At 73.9% G+C, this 15,811-nt stretch carries 15 protein-coding genes, 1 tRNA gene and 1 other RNA gene; 9 read left to right on the top strand and 8 right to left on the bottom strand.

Annotation, left to right across the window (positions count from 1 at the left end):
* Positions 1–53: 53 nt before the first annotated feature.
* The 3 genes from IG86_RS0100305 to IG86_RS0100295 all read right to left on the bottom strand — a co-directional run bounded on the left by IG86_RS0100305 (position 54) and on the right by IG86_RS0100295 (position 2,079).
* Complete coding sequence (locus IG86_RS0100305) at positions 54–602, bottom strand: tRNA adenosine deaminase-associated protein (protein ID WP_030816866.1); 549 nt, start codon at positions 600–602, stop codon at positions 54–56.
* Between the two features lie 271 nt (positions 603–873).
* On the bottom strand, positions 874–1,053 hold the full coding sequence (locus IG86_RS0100300; RefSeq protein WP_030027564.1) for a hypothetical protein: 180 nt from the start codon (positions 1,051–1,053) through the stop codon (positions 874–876).
* Positions 1,054–1,137: 84 nt separating this feature from the next.
* Positions 1,138–2,079, bottom strand: a complete 942-nt coding sequence (locus tag IG86_RS0100295) for a universal stress protein (protein WP_030816865.1) — start codon at positions 2,077–2,079, stop codon at positions 1,138–1,140.
* Between the two features lie 164 nt (positions 2,080–2,243).
* Here IG86_RS0100295 and upp point away from each other — a divergent pair, with 164 nt between their 5' ends.
* On the top strand, positions 2,244–2,879 hold the full coding sequence (gene upp, locus IG86_RS0100290) for a uracil phosphoribosyltransferase (protein ID WP_030816862.1): 636 nt from the start codon (positions 2,244–2,246) through the stop codon (positions 2,877–2,879).
* A gap of 62 nt (positions 2,880–2,941) precedes the next feature.
* Here the strand turns inward: upp and IG86_RS0100285 are convergent, their stop codons facing one another.
* Positions 2,942–3,619, bottom strand: a complete 678-nt coding sequence (locus IG86_RS0100285) for a LytR C-terminal domain-containing protein (RefSeq protein WP_037941779.1) — start codon at positions 3,617–3,619, stop codon at positions 2,942–2,944.
* 92 nt (positions 3,620–3,711) lie between these two features.
* The gene (locus IG86_RS0100280) at positions 3,712–4,008 is read right to left on the bottom strand and encodes a type II toxin-antitoxin system VapB family antitoxin (protein WP_008740979.1); all 297 of its coding nucleotides are present in this window, start codon (positions 4,006–4,008) and stop codon (positions 3,712–3,714) included.
* An 88-nt stretch (positions 4,009–4,096) separates the two neighbouring features.
* Between IG86_RS0100280 and IG86_RS0100275 the strand changes: the two genes are divergently transcribed.
* Together IG86_RS0100275 and opcA are read left to right on the top strand one after the other, a co-directional pair.
* Entirely contained in the window at positions 4,097–5,710 is a 1,614-nt protein-coding gene (locus tag IG86_RS0100275) for a helicase HerA-like domain-containing protein (protein WP_030893836.1), read from the top strand.
* A 20-nt stretch (positions 5,711–5,730) separates the two neighbouring features.
* A complete protein-coding gene (opcA, locus tag IG86_RS0100270; protein ID WP_030816856.1) occupies positions 5,731–6,663 on the top strand; it encodes a glucose-6-phosphate dehydrogenase assembly protein OpcA in 933 nt (310 codons plus the stop codon).
* On the opposite strand, the gene IG86_RS0100265 is transcribed toward opcA, so the two are convergent.
* Entirely contained in the window at positions 6,612–7,085 is a 474-nt protein-coding gene (locus tag IG86_RS0100265; RefSeq protein WP_030816854.1) for a cupin domain-containing protein, read from the bottom strand. The two genes, opcA and IG86_RS0100265, sit on opposite strands and share 52 nt — an antisense overlap.
* 111 nt (positions 7,086–7,196) lie before the next feature.
* Positions 7,197–7,799, bottom strand: a complete 603-nt coding sequence (locus IG86_RS0100260) for an HhH-GPD-type base excision DNA repair protein (RefSeq protein ID WP_030893832.1) — start codon at positions 7,797–7,799, stop codon at positions 7,197–7,199.
* A 104-nt stretch (positions 7,800–7,903) separates the two neighbouring features.
* Here IG86_RS0100260 and IG86_RS0100255 point away from each other — a divergent pair, with 104 nt between their 5' ends.
* Both IG86_RS0100255 and IG86_RS42805 read left to right on the top strand, forming a co-directional pair.
* The gene (locus tag IG86_RS0100255; protein ID WP_030893830.1) at positions 7,904–8,716 is read left to right on the top strand and encodes a VOC family protein; all 813 of its coding nucleotides are present in this window, start codon (positions 7,904–7,906) and stop codon (positions 8,714–8,716) included.
* Between the two features lie 92 nt (positions 8,717–8,808).
* The gene (locus IG86_RS42805) at positions 8,809–9,579 is read left to right on the top strand and encodes a hypothetical protein (protein WP_157854742.1); all 771 of its coding nucleotides are present in this window, start codon (positions 8,809–8,811) and stop codon (positions 9,577–9,579) included.
* 95 nt (positions 9,580–9,674) lie between these two features.
* On the opposite strand, the gene IG86_RS0100245 is transcribed toward IG86_RS42805, so the two are convergent.
* A tRNA-Ser gene (locus IG86_RS0100245) sits at positions 9,675–9,762 on the bottom strand.
* A 120-nt stretch (positions 9,763–9,882) separates the two neighbouring features.
* Here IG86_RS0100245 and ffs point away from each other — a divergent pair.
* The 4 genes from ffs (at position 9,883) to IG86_RS0100230 (ending at position 15,713) form a co-directional block, all read left to right on the top strand.
* Positions 9,883–9,977, top strand: an RNA gene (ffs, locus tag IG86_RS40490) — signal recognition particle sRNA small type.
* A gap of 80 nt (positions 9,978–10,057) precedes the next feature.
* Positions 10,058–12,292: a DNA polymerase III subunit gamma and tau gene (locus IG86_RS0100240; protein WP_030893823.1), complete on the top strand. Its 2,235-nt coding sequence runs from the start codon at positions 10,058–10,060 to the stop codon at positions 12,290–12,292.
* 60 nt (positions 12,293–12,352) lie between these two features.
* Entirely contained in the window at positions 12,353–13,606 is a 1,254-nt protein-coding gene (gene purD / locus IG86_RS0100235) for a phosphoribosylamine--glycine ligase (RefSeq protein WP_030816844.1), read from the top strand.
* A 307-nt stretch (positions 13,607–13,913) separates the two neighbouring features.
* On the top strand, positions 13,914–15,713 hold the full coding sequence (locus IG86_RS0100230) for a M48 family metalloprotease (protein ID WP_037847023.1): 1,800 nt from the start codon (positions 13,914–13,916) through the stop codon (positions 15,711–15,713).
* Positions 15,714–15,811 lie beyond the last annotated feature (98 nt).

The following is a 15,811-nucleotide window of genomic DNA, read 5'->3' as shown; positions in this document are numbered from 1 at the left end:
CCGCCACGGGTCCCGCACGGGGTCGACGGGATCGGTGGTGTTCGCGGTGAGCACTAGCGGACGGCCTCCAGGACCTCGGTGGCGCCGAGGGACTCGGCGATCTCCGAGAGGGCGTCCCCGTCGAGGGTCATCAGTTGCTTGTTGGTCACCCCGAGGTCGTCCAGCAGCCGGGGATCGCCGAGCGGACCGGCCGGTACCGGCTCGGAGCCGGCCCCGCGCTCCCCGTCCTCGTCGGAGTCCTCGTCCGTGAACGCGGCGATGGCATCCTCCTCGCCGTCCTCGGTGCCGTCCAGGTCCAGCTCGTCGAGTTCGTCGTCCTCCTCGTCGCTGCCCAGCAGCTCTTTGGTCAGCATCGAGCCGTAGGAGCTGCGGGCGGCCGCGGCGGCGTTCGACACGAAATACCGCGGGTCCTCCTCGCCGTCCACGCGGACGACGCCGAACCAGGCGTCCTCCTGCTCGATGAGGGCGACCACCGTGTCGTCGTCGACAGCGGCGGACCGGGCGAGATCGATCAGATCACTGAGGGACTCGACGTCGTCGAGTTCCATGTCGCTCGCTTCCCACCCGTCTTCGGTGCGCGCGAGCAGTGCGGCGAAATACACCGTGACTCTCCCACTGGTCTTAGGCGTGCCGGTTGGAGGTCCCCCCGGCCGGAGGTTGGGACAAAGCGGCCGTGCTGCTCGCCGCCTGCCCCGCCCAATCGGCATCGTGGCAGAAACAGCGGCTTTGCGAGAGGTCTTCCGCGCTTGCGTCGTGCCGCGCCGTGCCCCGCCGGGGCCGGTGCGGGGTTGTGGCGCAGGGGCGTTCCGGGGTCGGCGGGGGCCCGGCCGGTTGCCCGGCGGGCCGCTCGTGTCGCGCCGGAGCGCGCCCGGTTCACCAGCGGAACGTGCGCATGCGCATCTGCTGGCGCATACGGGCCGCACGGGCGCGGCGGGGCTGTACGCGATCGCGCAGGGCGCGGGCCTCCATCAGGTCACGCAGGAACTGCGCGCGGCGTGCTCGGCGCTGCGCCGCCGTCTCCGGAGCGTCGTCGCTCGGCTGCGTGTCGGGCATCGGCCACCACCCTGGGCTGGTCGGTCGTTTCCCCCTGCACCCACCTTGCCCCGGACGGAGCGTTTGATGCCACCCCCGTGCAGGTCAGACGTCGTCCTTGAGGGTCGGGACGATCGCGACCGGGCCGTGCGCGTGGTGCAGTACGGCATGCGCCACGGAGCCGATCTGCAGCGACATGGCGGTGCGCCGCGGGTGGTGGCGGCCGACCACCACCAGGGCCGCCGAGCGGGAGGCGTCGACCAGCCGGCCGGCGGGGTCGCCGGGGACCGCGGCCTGCTCCACGGGGACGTCCGGATAGCGCGTGCGCAGCGGTGCCAGGCGCTGGGTCTGGGAGCGGAGCATCTCCCGTTCGGCCGGTACGCCGTCCCCCTCGTCGGCGAGGCCCTCCGGCGGGATCACCTCGAAGGGCCTGTCGATCACGAGGGCCGGCGCGGGCGGGACGGCGTACGCGGAGACCACCTGGACGGTGGTCCCCCGCACGGCCGCCTCCGCGAAGGCGAAGGAGAGCACGTCGTCGGGGGTCTCGGCGGCGTGCAGGCCGAGCACCACGCGTCCCGCGGAGTCCTCGGAGCCGGCCGCCCCGGCGTCGCGGTCGGCGTGCGGGACCACCACCACGGGGCACGGGGCGGTCGAGGCCACCGCCCTGCTGCTCGACCCGAGCAGCAGGCTGGCGAAGCCGCCGCGGCCCCGCGAACCCATCACGAGCATCAGCGCCCCCGCGCCGATCACCCGCAGCGCCTCGGGGACGGAGCCCTCCAGCGACTCGTAGCGGACCCCGTCGGGCAGCGCGGCGCCCCCGCCCAGCATGCTGCGGACCCAGTCGTGCACGGGGTCGGGGTACTCCGCCGGCTCGGAGGCGTCGTGCAGGGCCGCCCGGCGGCCCGCGTACAACTGGGCGTGATCGGGCAGTACATGGGCGATGAGCAGCCCGGTACCGTGCCGCAGGGCGGCGCCCCGCGCCCACTGGAGGGCCTTGAGGCTGTGCTCCGACCCGTCGACGGCTGCGATCACCGGTGCGTGGCTCATCAGTCCAGCGTGCTGGGCCGGCGCGCGCGTCGCATCCGCAGGCCGCCGTGGGCGAGGACGGCCGCTTCGGACGCGAAGGGGCCGCGTCAGCGCGTAGCCTTTTGGGTGCAGGTCGCGTCGGGCGACCGTTTTTGCAGGTCGCAGGCTGAGTTTTGGAGGATGTTGTGCGTTTGCAGGTCGTCGATCACCCCTTGGTGGCGCACAAACTCACCACCCTGCGCGACAAGCGCACCGACTCCGCCACGTTCCGGCGGCTCGCGGACGAGCTGGTGACCCTGCTCGCGTACGAGGCCACCCGGGACGTGCGCACCGAGCAGGCCGACATCGAGACCCCCGTCGCCGCGACCACGGGCGTGAAGCTCTCGGCCCCGCGGCCGCTGATCGTCCCGATCCTGCGGGCGGGCCTGGGCATGCTGGACGGCATGGTGCGGCTGCTGCCGACCGCCGAGGTGGGCTTCATGGGCATGGTCCGCAACGAGGAGACCCTGGAGGCCTCCACGTACGCGACCCGCATGCCGGAGGACCTCTCCGGGCGGCAGGTCTACGTCGTGGACCCGATGCTCGCCACCGGCGGCACGCTCGTCGCGGCGATCCAGGAGCTGATCAAGCGCGGCGCCGACGACGTCACGGCCGTGGTGCTGCTGGCCGCGCCGGAGGGCGTCGAGGTCATGGAGCGCGACCTGGCGGGCACGCCGGTGACGGTCGTGACGGCCGCGGTGGACGAGCGGCTCAACGAGCACGGCTACATCGTGCCGGGCCTCGGCGACGCAGGCGACCGGATGTACGGCTCGGCGGAGTAGTCCCCGGCCGGCCGGACCCGCGGCTCGGCGGAGTGTCCTCCGCCGGGCCGTTCGCGGGCGGTTCAGCAGTTCTTGGCGGGCGCGGGCACGGGGTTGGCCAGCAGGGCCAGCGCCTTGTCCGCGTCCTCCTTCGTGCTGAGCTCCTTGAAGGCGTCGCCCAGGATCAGGTCGACGTCCGCGGTCTCACGGGTATCGGTCTGCTGGGTGGTGCCGGCGAGCTGGGTGCCGAGTACGGCGAAGACGGCCTTGTCGGTCGTCGGGGAGCCCAGCAGTATCCCGGTACCGGGGACCTTCTTGTCGAAGTCGGCCGGGGCGTTGCCGACGCTGCCGATGACGAAGCCGCGTTTGGCGAGTTCGTCGCCGACGGCCTTGGCCAGGCCCGCGCGCGGGGTCGCGTTGTAGACGTTGACCGTGATCTCGCCGGGCGGGGGGAGTACGACCGCCGGTTTGGCGGGGGCGGACGCCGCGGCGGCGGCCGCGGGGGCGCCGCCCTTGGCAGCGGCCTCGGGTGATTTCGGCGGGCAGTCCTTGGCACCGGCAGCCGTGTTCCGCTTCGGGCTGTCGCCCTGGAACACGTCGATGAGCTGCAGTGCCCCGTAGCCGACCAGGGCAAGCGCGAGGACCGAACCGAGCACGGCGAGGACGATCCGACGTCGACTCCGCTTACGGCTCATGCGGGGATAGGCGGTCCCCGTGACGCGGTACTTTCCGCCCATGCCGGGGGGAGTGAGCATGCTCATGGGCGCAGCGTAATGCGACCCGGTGGCGATGCCTACTAAATGATCTGCTGATAGGTCAATGGTGACCCGAAAGGCGCAATCTACGCGAAGCGTCAGTCCATCTCGAGGACGCGGGCGTGCAGCACCTGACGCTGCTGCAGGGCCGCGCGGACGGCGCGGTGCAGCCCGTCCTCCAGGTAGAGGTCGCCCTGCCACTTCACGACGTGGGCGAAGAGGTCGCCGTAGAACGTGGAGTCCTCGGCGAGCAGCGTTTCGAGGTCCAGCTGGCCCTTGGTCGTCACGAGCTGGTCGAGCCGGACCGGGCGCGGCGCGACGTCCGCCCACTGCCGGGTGGTTTCCCTGCCGTGGTCGGGGTACGGCCGCCCGCTTCCGATGCGCTTGAAGATCACACGGAAAGCCTACCGGGCCCGTGCCTGCGGGCGCAGCCTCGCAAGGGTGGTGCAAAAGTGGTGAACCCTGCCATATGGGGAGTGATCCATGAGCGAGAGCACCGACGCCGCCGCTGCGGCGGCCCCGACGGACCCGGCCGGGCGGATCGCCGCCGGCTACGCCCTCACCGGACCCGCGCTCGACCTGGGGGCCCTCCTCTGGGACGGCGCGTGCCTGCCCGACCGTCAGATCCGCATCCCCCTGTCCATGCTCAACCGGCACGGGCTGGTCGCGGGCGCCACCGGCACCGGCAAGACCAAGACGCTCCAGCTCATCGCCGAGCAGCTGTCGGCGAACGGCGTCCCCGTCTTCCTCGCCGACATCAAGGGCGACGTCTCGGGCATCACGGCCCCCGGCACGCCCGGCGGACGGATCGACGAGCGGGCCCGGGACGTGGCCCAGTCCTGGGAGCCCACCGGATTCCCGGGCGAGTTCTACTCGCTGGGCGGGATCGGCCCCGGCATCCCGGTCCGGTCGACCGTCACCGCCTTCGGCCCGGTGCTGATGTCGAAGGTGCTCCAGCTCAACCAGACGCAGGAGCAGTCCCTCGGCCTGATCTTCCACTACGCCGACACCAAGGGCCTGGAGCTGATCGACCTCAAGGACCTGCGCGCGGTCGTCGCCTTCCTCGTCTCCGATGAGGGGAAGGCGGAACTCAAGGGGATCGGCGGCCTGTCCACCGTGACCGCCGGGGTGATCCTGCGCGCGCTGACCGCCTTCGAGACGCAGGGCGCCACGGAGTTCTTCGGCGAGCCCGAGTTCGACACCAGCGAGTTCCTGCGTACGGCCGCCGACGGACGCGGGGTGGTCTCCGTACTGGAACTCCCGGCGGTCCAGGACAAGCCGCAGCTCTTCTCCACCTTCCTGATGTGGCTGCTGGCCGACCTGTACAACGACCTGCCCGAGGTCGGCGACCTCGACAGGCCCAAGCTCGTCTTCTTCTTCGACGAGGCCCACCTGCTCTTCAGCGGGGCCTCGAAGGCCTTCCTGCAGTCGGTCACCCAGACCGTCCGGCTGATCCGCTCCAAGGGCGTCGGCGTCTTCTTCGTGACCCAGACCCCCAAGGACGTGCCGGCCGACGTGCTCGGCCAGCTCGGCAACCGCGTGCAGCACGCCCTGCGCGCCTTCACCCCCGACGACGCCAAGGCGCTGAAGGCGACCGTGAAGACCTTCCCGCACTCCCCCTACGACCTGGAGGAGCTGCTCACCGGCCTGGGGACCGGAGAGGCGGTCGTCACCGTGCTCAGCGAGAACGGCGCCCCCACCCCGGTCGCCGCGACCAGGCTGCGCGCCCCCCAGTCGCTGATGGGGCCGATCGCGGCCGACGACCTGGAGCGGGCCGTGCGGGCGTCGCTGCTCTGGTCGCGCTACGCCGAACCGGTCGACCGCGAGTCGGCGTACGAGAAGATCAGCGCCGAGCAGGCCGCGGCGGAGGCGCGGGCGGAGGCCGCAGCGGCCGCGGCCGAGGCCGAGAAGCAGGCCGAGGCGGCGGAGAAGGCGGCCGTGAGGGCGGCCGGACGCGGCGCCCCGAAGGCGGACCCCTCGCTGGCCGAGCAGGTGGTGGGCAGCGGGCTGTTCCGTTCGCTGGCCCGCTCGATCGGCACGCAGCTGGGCCGGGAGATCTCGCGCTCCGTCTTCGGGACGGCGCGCAGGCGCAGGTGACGCGGTGACAGACTCGGGGCATGCGGACTGAACTCACCGACACCACGTCCAGCAAGATCAACCGAGCCCTGCTCGCAGCACGCCGGGCGATAGGCAGCCCCACGATGGGGCTGGTGCTGACGCTCGTCGTCGTCACCGACGAGGAGAACGCCTACGACGCGGTACGCGCGGCCTCCGAGGCCTCGCGCGAGCACCCGTGCCGCATCATCGCGGTCATCAAGCGGGTCACGCGCGGCCCGCACAAGCTCCGCGCGAGCCGGGTGGACGCCGAGCTGCGGGTCGGATCGGACGCCGGGACCGGCGAACTCGTACTGCTGCGACTGCACGGCGCGCTGACCGAGCAGGCCGGGTCCGTCGTGCTGCCGCTGCTGGTGCCGGACGCGCCGGTGGTGGCGTGGTGGCCGGGCGACGCCCCCGCCGACCTGGCGCGGGACCCGCTGGGCGCGCTCGCGCAGCGCCGGATCACGGACGCGGCCGCCGCCTTCGACCCGGTGGGCGTGCTCGACGAGCGGGCCGGCGGCTACCAGCCCGGCGACACCGACCTGGCGTGGACCCGGCTGACGCCGTGGCGGGCCCTGCTGGCCGCCGCCCTGGACCAGAAGCCGCTGCCGGTGACCGGTGCCGCGGTGGAGAGCGAGCCGGACAACGCGAGCGCCGAGCTGCTGGCGCGCTGGCTGGAGGACCGGCTCGGGGTGCCGGTGGACCGGGTCGCCACCGACGGCCCGGTCGTCACCGGGGTGGTGCTGCGCACCACGGGCGGGGAGATCCGGGTGGACCGGCCCGCGGGCGCGCTGGCCACCCTGATCCTGCCGGGGAGCCCCGACCGCAGGGTGGCCCTGAAGGTCCGCAGCGGCGCCGAACTGATCGCGGAGGAACTGCGCCGCCTCGACGCGGACGTGGTCTACGGCTCCGCGCTGCGGCGGCGGCCGCTCCAGGCGGGGCTCTCGGCGTAGTGGTTGTCGTAGGTCGCCGAGCTGTCCTTGATGTCCTGCACGGTGGCCTCGCCCGCGTTGACCCGGCCGAGGAGGCGGTAGTAGTCGAAGCGGCCCATGCCGGGGGTGAAGCCGACGAAGACGCTCGCCGTGTGGCCGGCGGCGGGGGCGAAGGCGTGCTTGACGCCCGGCGGGATCGCGATGAAGTCGCCGGCGTCCAGGGTCTGGATCTCGTCGCCGACCAGGACGTCGAGGCGCCCGGCGGTGACGTGGAAGAACTCGGTCGCCCTGGTGTGGAAGTGCACCGGGGCGCCCGCCGCGCCCTCCTCGAAGGTGGCGGTGTTGCAGGTCAGTTCGGCGGTGTCGGTCAGCAGGGTGATGAGGCTGCCGGGGGCGTCCTGGACGGCTTCGGCGGTGGCGGCGCGGGTCGCGATCTCTGTCATGTCCCCAATCTAGGGTCCTGATCGACCGGAATCAGGGGTCAATCAGGACCACGTGCGGCCGGTCAATTCAGGTCGGGAGCGGCCCGGGAGGGAACCGCCTGGGGAACCGGCTCAGGCGCCGCCGGCGGCCTTCGCGGCCTTGGCGGCGGCCTTCATCTCCTGTTTGTGCGCCCGCACCTTGGCCAGGGACTCGGGCCCGGTGATGTCGGCCGCCGAACGGTAGACGTTCGCCTGGCCGTAGCCGCCCGCGGCCTCCCGCCAGCCCGTCGGCCGCACCCCGAACCGCTTGCCCAGCAGTGCGAGGAAGATCTGGGCCTTCTGCTCCCCGAAGCCCGGCAGCGCCTTGAGCCGCTTGAGCAGCTCCTGCCCCGTCGGGGCGTCGGCCCACACGGCTTCGGCGCTACCGTCGTAGCGCTCCACCAGGTACGCGCACAGCTGCTGGATCCGCGTCGCCATCGAGCCCGGGTACCGGTGCACGGCGGGCTTCTCGGAGAGCAGGGCGGCGAAGGCCTCCGGGTCGTGCGCGGCGATGGCGTGCGCGTCCAGGTCGTCGGAGCCCAGCCGCTGGGCGATCGTCCAGGGCCCGGAGAACGCCCACTCCATCGGCACCTGCTGGTCCAGCAGCATTCCGACGAGCGCGGCGAGCGGGCTCCGGCCGAGCAGCGCGTCGGCCTCGGGCTGCTGCGCCAGCCGGATGGTGATGTCCTTGTCCATGGCACCAGCGTCCCGCGCGGGCGCACTCCCCGCGCGGGCGGCACACCGCGCGCCTAGCGTGAGTCACGACGACAGCCATGAACGAGCCGAGGAGTCGATCGATCATGCATGAGTTCCCCGAGGGCGCGCCGTGCTGGGTGGACGCGATGTTCAGCGACGTGGAGGGCGCCAAGACCTTCTACGGCGACGTGCTGGGCTGGACCTTCGGCGAGTCCAGCAGCGAGTACGGCAATTACACGCAGGCCTACTCCGACGGCCAGGCCGTCGCGGCCGTCGTGCCGCCGATGCCCGGGGTCGACGCCCCCTCGCAGTGGTGTCTGTACTTCGCCTCGCCCGACGCGGCGGCCACCGCCGGGAAGGTGACGGCCAACGGCGGCGAGGTCCTCATGGGCCCGATGCAGGTCGGCGCCTTCGGCACGATGCTGATCGCGAAGGAGCCGAGCGGCGCCGTCTTCGGCGTCTGGCAGCCGGGCGAGCACAAGGGCTTCGAGAAGATGGGCGAGGCGGGTTCCTACGCATGGGCGGAGGTCTTCACCCGCGAGCCGGCCAAGCCGGACGCCTTCCTGACGAAGGTCTTCCCGTACGCCGCCGAGCAGATGGACCCGGGCGACGACCCGGAGATGGCCGACATGGACTTCAAGGTCTTCAGCGTCGGCGCCCCGGGGCGCCCGGTGCTGGGCCGGATGAAGATGGACGACGACTTCCCGCCCGAGCTGCCGCCCTACATCCAGGTCTACTTCGGGGTCCCCGACTGCGACGAGGCGGTGTCGAAGACGCAGAAGCACGGCGGGAAGCTGCACTTCGGCCCGATGGACAGCCCGTTCGGCCGGTTCGCGGCGGTCACGGACCCGCAGGGCGCCGCCTTCGCGGTGATCGACATGTCGACGACGGTCGGTGAGATGCCGACCTTCGGCTGACCCGGGCCGCGGGACCCGCCGGGCCGTGACGCGTAGCGGCCCGGCAGACTTCGCCCCTGATACGTGAGTTCGAGCGGGTGGGGGCGGATCCGATGGGACGTACTGCGGTGGCGGCTGCGGGATGCGGGCTGGTGATGGTGGCGACGGCCTCGTGCGCGATGCCCCCCGCGCCCCCGATGTCACCGGGGGCGCAGCCCGCGGCCGCGTCCGCGCCTTCGCACTCGCCTTCGCATTCGGCGTCGCATGCGCCGAAGCCGCCTTCTCCCTCCGTCTCCGCTCCGGCGTCGCCCTCGCTCTCCCCGACGCCTGCGCCCGCGTCCGAGCCGCCGACGCGGTCCGGGCCCGCCGAGCCGGTCGGGGACGGCAAGGTCACGGCCGCCGACCTGCCGCTGCTGACGGCGGTGCGGCGCGCGTCCGCCGCACCCGTGCCGGACGACGACGCCGTCATCGTGATCAACCGCGGCCCGGAGGGCGCGGGCGAGCTCGCCTGGATGCCGGACGACCGCAACTACTGCCTGGCCGTGATCCGCGAGGCCCGGGCGGAGACGGGCTGCAAGCCCCTGCCGACGTCCTGGGCGCGGATCGGGATCCGGCTGGTGACCAAGGGCGGTACGACCGGCGCCCGTACGGTCTTCTTCGCCGTCGTGGACGGCGGCCACGGCCCGTACGGCTACCAGGGGGCCACGGCCCCGGGCCCCGGCATGGGCCCCGTCCACGACGCGACGGCCGCCTTCGCCCCGGGCCGGACGCTGAGCCTCCTGACGTACGAACGCCCCACCGGCGCCGGCACGCCCGGTGACCACTACATCTGCAGCGCGGACAACGCGGTCTGCTTCCCGGCCCTCGACGCCTACGTCGGCTAGCCGGGGCTCGGCGCCCGTCAGCGGGGGGACACGGGAAAGTCGAAGGGCCCCGCTGCAAGCAGCGGGGCCCTTCGACAACGTGCCCGGTGAGGCACTGGCGGAGGATACGAGATTCGAACTCGTGAGGGGTTGCCCCCAACACGCTTTCCAAGCGTGCGCCCTAGGCCTCTAGGCGAATCCTCCGCCGCAAACAATACAAGACGTGGAGGGGTGCTCGCGAACGTGATCGTCCGCCGGGCCCCGACCCGGGGTCGGGGACGGGGCGGGGTCGATTCCGGGGGCGCGGATCCGCTAGGGTGGGGCTCAGCCCCTCACGTGGCGCTATCTCACCCAACTCCCCCAGGGCCGGAAGGCAGCAAGGGTAAGTGGGCTCTGGCGGGTGCGTGGGGGGCCCTTTGCGTTCCCGGGGCCCTGTGTTCCGGTGCCCGGTGGCGTCGGCGGGCCGCTGTTGTCGGTGGGCCCGGATAACCTCGTAGACGTGTCGTCCCTTGCGCTGTACCGCCGCTACCGCCCCGAGTCGTTCGCCGAGGTCATCGGTCAGGAGCATGTCACTGCACCCCTGATGCAGGCCCTGCGGAACAACCGGGTCAATCACGCGTACCTGTTCAGCGGGCCGCGCGGGTGTGGAAAGACCACCAGCGCGCGCATCCTCGCCCGGTGCCTGAACTGTGAGCAGGGTCCCACTCCGACCCCCTGCGGCGAGTGCCAGTCCTGCCAGGACCTCGCCAGGAACGGGCCGGGGTCCATCGACGTCATCGAGATCGACGCCGCCTCGCACGGTGGTGTGGACGACGCCCGTGACCTGCGCGAGAAGGCCTTCTTCGGCCCGGCGTCCAGCCGCTACAAGATCTACATCATCGACGAGGCCCACATGGTCACCTCGGCGGGCTTCAACGCCCTGCTGAAGGTGGTCGAGGAGCCGCCGGAGCACCTCAAGTTCATCTTCGCCACCACCGAGCCGGAGAAGGTGATCGGGACCATCCGGTCCCGGACCCACCACTATCCCTTCCGCCTGGTCCCGCCCGGGACCCTGCGCGAGTACCTGGGCGAGGTCTGCGGCCGGGAGGGCGCCCAGGTCGAGGACGGCGTGCTGCCGCTCGTGGTGCGCGCCGGCGCGGGCTCCGTGCGTGACTCGATGTCCGTCATGGACCAGCTCCTCGCCGGCGCCGGCGAGGAGGGTGTGACGTACGCCATGGCCACCTCCCTGCTCGGCTACACCGAAGGCTCGCTGCTCGACTCCGTCGTCGACGCCTTCGCCTCCGGCGACGGCGCGGCCGCCTTCGAGGTCGTCGACCGGGTCGTCGAGGGCGGCAACGACCCGCGCCGGTTCGTCGCCGACCTGCTGGAGCGGCTGCGCGACCTGGTCATCCTCGCCGCCGTCCCCGACGCCGGGGAGAAGGGGCTGATCGACGCCCCCGCCGATGTGGTGGAGCGGATGCAGGCCCAGGCGTCCGTGTTCGGGGCCGCCGAGCTCTCCCGCGCCGCCGACCTCGTCAACGCGGGCCTCACCGAGATGCGCGGCGCGACCTCGCCGCGGCTCCAGCTGGAGCTGATCTGCGCCCGCGTGCTGCTGCCCGCCGCCTTCGACGACGAGCGCTCCTTCCAGGCCCGGCTGGACCGCCTGGAGCGCAGCGGGGCCGCCGCCTTCGCCGCCGCGCCGCAGGCCGTGGCCCCCGCGATGGGCTATGTGCCCGGGCCCGAGGCGCACGCCATGGCACCCGCCGGTCCGGGCGGGGGCCCCGCCGCCGCGCGGGCCGCCGCCGCCCGCACCCCGGCGCCGGGCCCCGTCGCGCCGGCCGTCGCTCCCGAGCCGGTACGGGCTCCCGCGCCGCCGGAGGCCGTACCGGCCGCCGCCGCGCCCGCCGCACCCGTCCAGGCCGCGCCCGCCGCCCCGGCAGCCGCGCCCGCCCAGGCCGCGCCCGCGCCCGGCGCGTGGCCCGGAGCCGCGCAGCCCGGCAGCGGTGCCCCGGCCGCCCGGCCCGCCGCCGCGGCCCCCGCGCCCGGTGCCTGGCCCAGTGCGGCCGCCCCCGGGCAGGGCATGCCCGCACCCGCGCGGGTTCCGGCCACCGCAGCACCGGCGTCCGCCGCCGCGGCGGCGCCGGCTCCCGCGCCCTCCCCCGGCATGGCGGCCGGAGCGGGACAGGTCCAGGCGATGTGGCCCGGCGTCCTGGAGGCGGTCAAGAACCGCCGTCGTTTCACCTGGATCCTGCTCAGCCAGAACGCCCAGGTCACCGGCTTCGACGGGACCACACTGCAGCTCGGCTTCCCCAACGCCGGAGCCCGCGACAACTTCGCCAGCAGCGGCAGCGAGGACGTGCTCAAGGCGGTCCTGGCCGAGCAGTTCCAGGTCAACTGGAAGATCGAAGCCGTCGTGGGTGGCGGCTCCCCGGCCCCGGCGGGCGGCCCGGGCCCGTCGTACGGGGCGCCGTCCGCGCCCGCGCCGGCCTACAGCCCGCCGCCCCCGCAGCAGCACGCGCCGGCCCCGCAGGCGCCGTCCACGCCGCCGCAGCAGCAGTCCCAGCAGCATCAGCAGCCCCAGCAGTCGGCCTCCGCACCGCCGCCGCCCGTACAGCAGGCGCCCCCGCCGGTGGCTCCCGAGGACGACTTCGCGGAGGACGACGACCCCGACCTTGTCGAGAGCGCGCTGACCGGACACGACCTGATCGTGCGCGAGCTCGGAGCCACCGTTGTGGAGGAATACACGAACGAGTAGCCGGTCCCGATTGGGTGGCCGCACGAAGAGGGGCGCTCCGGCCGGGCTAGGCTGAGCAGCGTGAAGGTCCTCGTCATCGGCGGCGGCGCCCGCGAACACGCCCTGTGCCGCTCTCTGTCCCTCGACCCCGCCGTCTCCGCCCTGTACTGCGCTCCCGGCAACGCCGGGATCGCCGACGTGGCCACGCTGCGCCCGGTCGACGCCCTCGACGGCGACGCCGTCGCCACTCTCGCCACCGAACTGGTCGCCGACCTGGTCGTCGTCGGACCGGAGGCCCCGCTGGTCGCCGGCGTCGCCGACGCCGTGCGCGCCGCCGGGATCCCCGTCTTCGGGCCGTCCGCCGAGGCGGCGCAGCTGGAGGGCTCCAAGGCCTTCGCCAAGGACGTGATGGCCGCGGCCGGGGTCCCGACCGCGCGCAGCTACGTCTGCACCACCCCCGAAGAGGTGGACGCGGCCCTCGACGCCTTCGGCGCCCCATACGTCGTCAAGGACGACGGTCTCGCGGCCGGCAAGGGCGTCGTGGTCACCGACGACCTGGCCGTCGCCCGCGCGCACGCGCTCGCCTGCGACCGCGTGGTCATCGAGGAGTACCTCGACGGCCCGGAGGTCTCCCTCTTCGCCATCACCGACGGCGTGACCGTGGTCCCGCTCCAGCCCGCGCAGGACTTCAAGCGCGCCCTGGACGGCGACCAGGGCCCCAACACCGGCGGCATGGGCGCGTACTCCCCGCTGCCCTGGGCCGACCCGAAGCTGGTCGACGAGGTCATGGAGCTGGTCCTGCAGCCGACCGTCGACGAGCTGCGCCGCCGCGGCACCCCCTTCTCGGGGCTGCTCTACGCCGGCCTCGCGATCACCGGTCGCGGCACCCGGGTCATCGAGTTCAACGCCCGCTTCGGCGACCCCGAGACCCAGGTGGTCCTGGCCCGGCTGCGCACCCCGCTCGCGGGCGTCCTGCTGAACGCCGCGAACGGGACCCTGGACGCCCAGCCCCCGCTCGTCTGGCGCGAGGACGCGGCCGTCACCGTGGTCATCGCCTCGCACAACTACCCCGAGACGCCCCGCACCGGGGACCGGATCGAGGGCCTGCTCGAGGTGGCCGCCGAGGACGAGCCCGACGCCTACGTGCTGCACGCCGGGACCCGGCGCGAGGGCGACGCCGTCGTCAGTGCGGGTGGCCGCGTGCTGTCGGTGACGGCGACCGGTTCTGATCTGGCGCAGGCCCGTGAGAAGGCGTATACGGCGGTGGCGCGCATCCGGCTGGACGGCTCGCAGCACCGTACGGACATCGCCGCCAAGGCGGCCGGCCTCGGCTGACCAGCGGCTCCGCAGACCCGCGGGCCCGGTGCGCACCTCCCGCGCCCGGGCCCGCGGGCGTGTCCGCGTGCGACTGCATCCGGCCTCGTTCGAACGCACCCAGCTTTACCCAAAGCCATTCCATCGGGTGATCGTCCCCTCGTCTGCCTGACGCCCGGGCGTGCCCCAACTAGGGTGCGGCGCAAGCATTCCGGCACTTGGCCCACCGACCTTGCGATGTCAGTGGCGGGTGTCACAGTGGGGGAGTGAGCAACGCAGCCGCAGGGCAGAGGGGGTGAGACCGGCCGTGTCCGGATTCGGTTCGACCATGGAAGCGGGCGTTCCGTCCGCGCGGTCCCGCGCTCTGGCCGTGCTGCGCGTGCGCAGCCGGGCCCTGGCCGTCGCGCTGCTGCCCGCCGCCGCGGCGGTGGTGCTGGTGGCCGCCCGGGCGACGGGCCGGCTGGCCGGTGAGCCCTGGGCCGCCGTGACCCTCGTGGTGTGCGCGGTCGCGGCGCTGGTGCTGCTCCTCGGCGGGATCTTCGCGGCGGTGGTGCTGCGGGCCGGCCCGGCGGTGACGCCGACGGTGCCGCTGTCCGAGGCCGCCGCGCCCGACCTCTACCGCCTGGTGCGGGACCTGGCCGACCGGATGGACGTGCCGCCGCCCTCCGCGATAGCCCTGACACCGGACTGCGACAGCTGGCTGGAGGACCGCACCCATGCGGCCCACCGCCGGGGCGGCATAGCCGGCGGCCCCCAGTCCGCGCCCGGCGCGGCTCCGGTGCTGGTGATCGGCTCGCCGTTCCTGTGGTGGATGCGGGTCGCGGAGCTGCGGGCGGTCCTCGCGCCGGTCGTCGCCGGTACGGGTCCTTCCGCGCACCCGGACATAGCCGACGCGCGTGGCTTCGTACGGGGTCTGGACGCGGCCGTGGACGTGGGCGGCCGCCGCGGGCTCGGCTGGATCGCCGCGCCGGCCCGGCTGCTGCTGAGGCTGTGCCGGACGGACGCCGCCGAGATGGAGCGGGGAGTGGCCGCCGCCGCCTCCGACCGTGCACAGGGTGTGGACTACGGACTGCGCATCGTCGCCCAGGAGCAGGTGGGCCTCGCCTACGCGGGCTGGGACCGGCTGCTGACCCGGGTGGCGCTGCCCGCCTGGCGGATGGGCCGCTGGCCCGCGCACCTGGACGCCGGGGTGGTCTCGGCGCTGACCGAGCTGTCGCGGCGCGACCGGCTGGCCGAGGGCTTCACCTCGCGGCTCGGCGAGCGGCCCGCCTGTGACCTGCTGGAGCAGCCCGGCGTGATCGACGAGGCGACCTCGCTGCTGGCCGCGCGGCTCTTCCACGGAGGTCCGGCCGAGGCCGGCCCGGAGTGGTCCCCGGTGGAGTGGGCGGCGTATCCGGAAGAGGTCGTGGACCGCAAATGGCGTGCCGAGGCGGCCCGCCTGCACGCGGCACTGGACGCGCTCGCCGGCCCGGAGGGCCGGCCCACCGGGCCCGGCGGGCCGCACGGCTGCGCCGGACCCACCGCGTCCGCCGGCTCCGCGAGCCCGGCCGGTGCCGGTTCTGCCGCCCCCGCCTCGGTGGCCCCCGCCGCTGCCGGCGCCGCCGGTTCACCCGCCCCGTCCGGTCCGTCCGGTGCGGCGGGACCGGCCACGATCGAGGCCGCCGACGCCGCGCCGCACGCCGTGGACGGCTTCGCCGGACCCACCCTGGAGCGGGTGCTGGGCTGCCTGACGAACGCCTCGGGAGAAGGGGCGCTCGGCGAGGCCCTGGCCGGCCGGCTCAGCGCCGACCTGGCCCGCGAGGAGCGGGCCGCGGACACCGCGGCCGGGGCCGGCAAGGCCCGCGGCGCGGACGCCGTACCGCTGTTCCCGCTCCAGCCGCCGCGCAGCGGCCGGGACCTGCTGGCCGACCACGTGACGGCGATGGTGTGCTGCGCCGCCGTGGACTCGGCCGGGGCCGCACCCGGCATGGACTGGCTCGACGGCCCGGTCCTGCTGGTCGGCGGCGACCGCCGGAGCGATCTGGCTCCCCGCGTGCTCTGCCTGGTCGAGGACGGCGACCCGGAGCCCCTGCGGGAGTGGCTGTCGGCCCTGGGCGTCCGCACGGAGAAGCCCGTCCGTCTCGTCTGAGGGGTTCTGGTCTCGCCAATTCGCGACGAACGGTGACGGAGTGCGTGCGTAATGTGATGTGCTGGGACCGGTCGCGGCTGGATGCTCCCGAAGCGGAT

Source organism: Streptomyces virginiae (assembly GCF_000720455.1).
GTDB lineage: Bacteria > Actinomycetota > Actinomycetes > Streptomycetales > Streptomycetaceae > Streptomyces > Streptomyces virginiae.
Note: the sequence above shows the minus strand (reverse complement) of the source record. Positions and strands in the feature narration are given on the sequence as shown.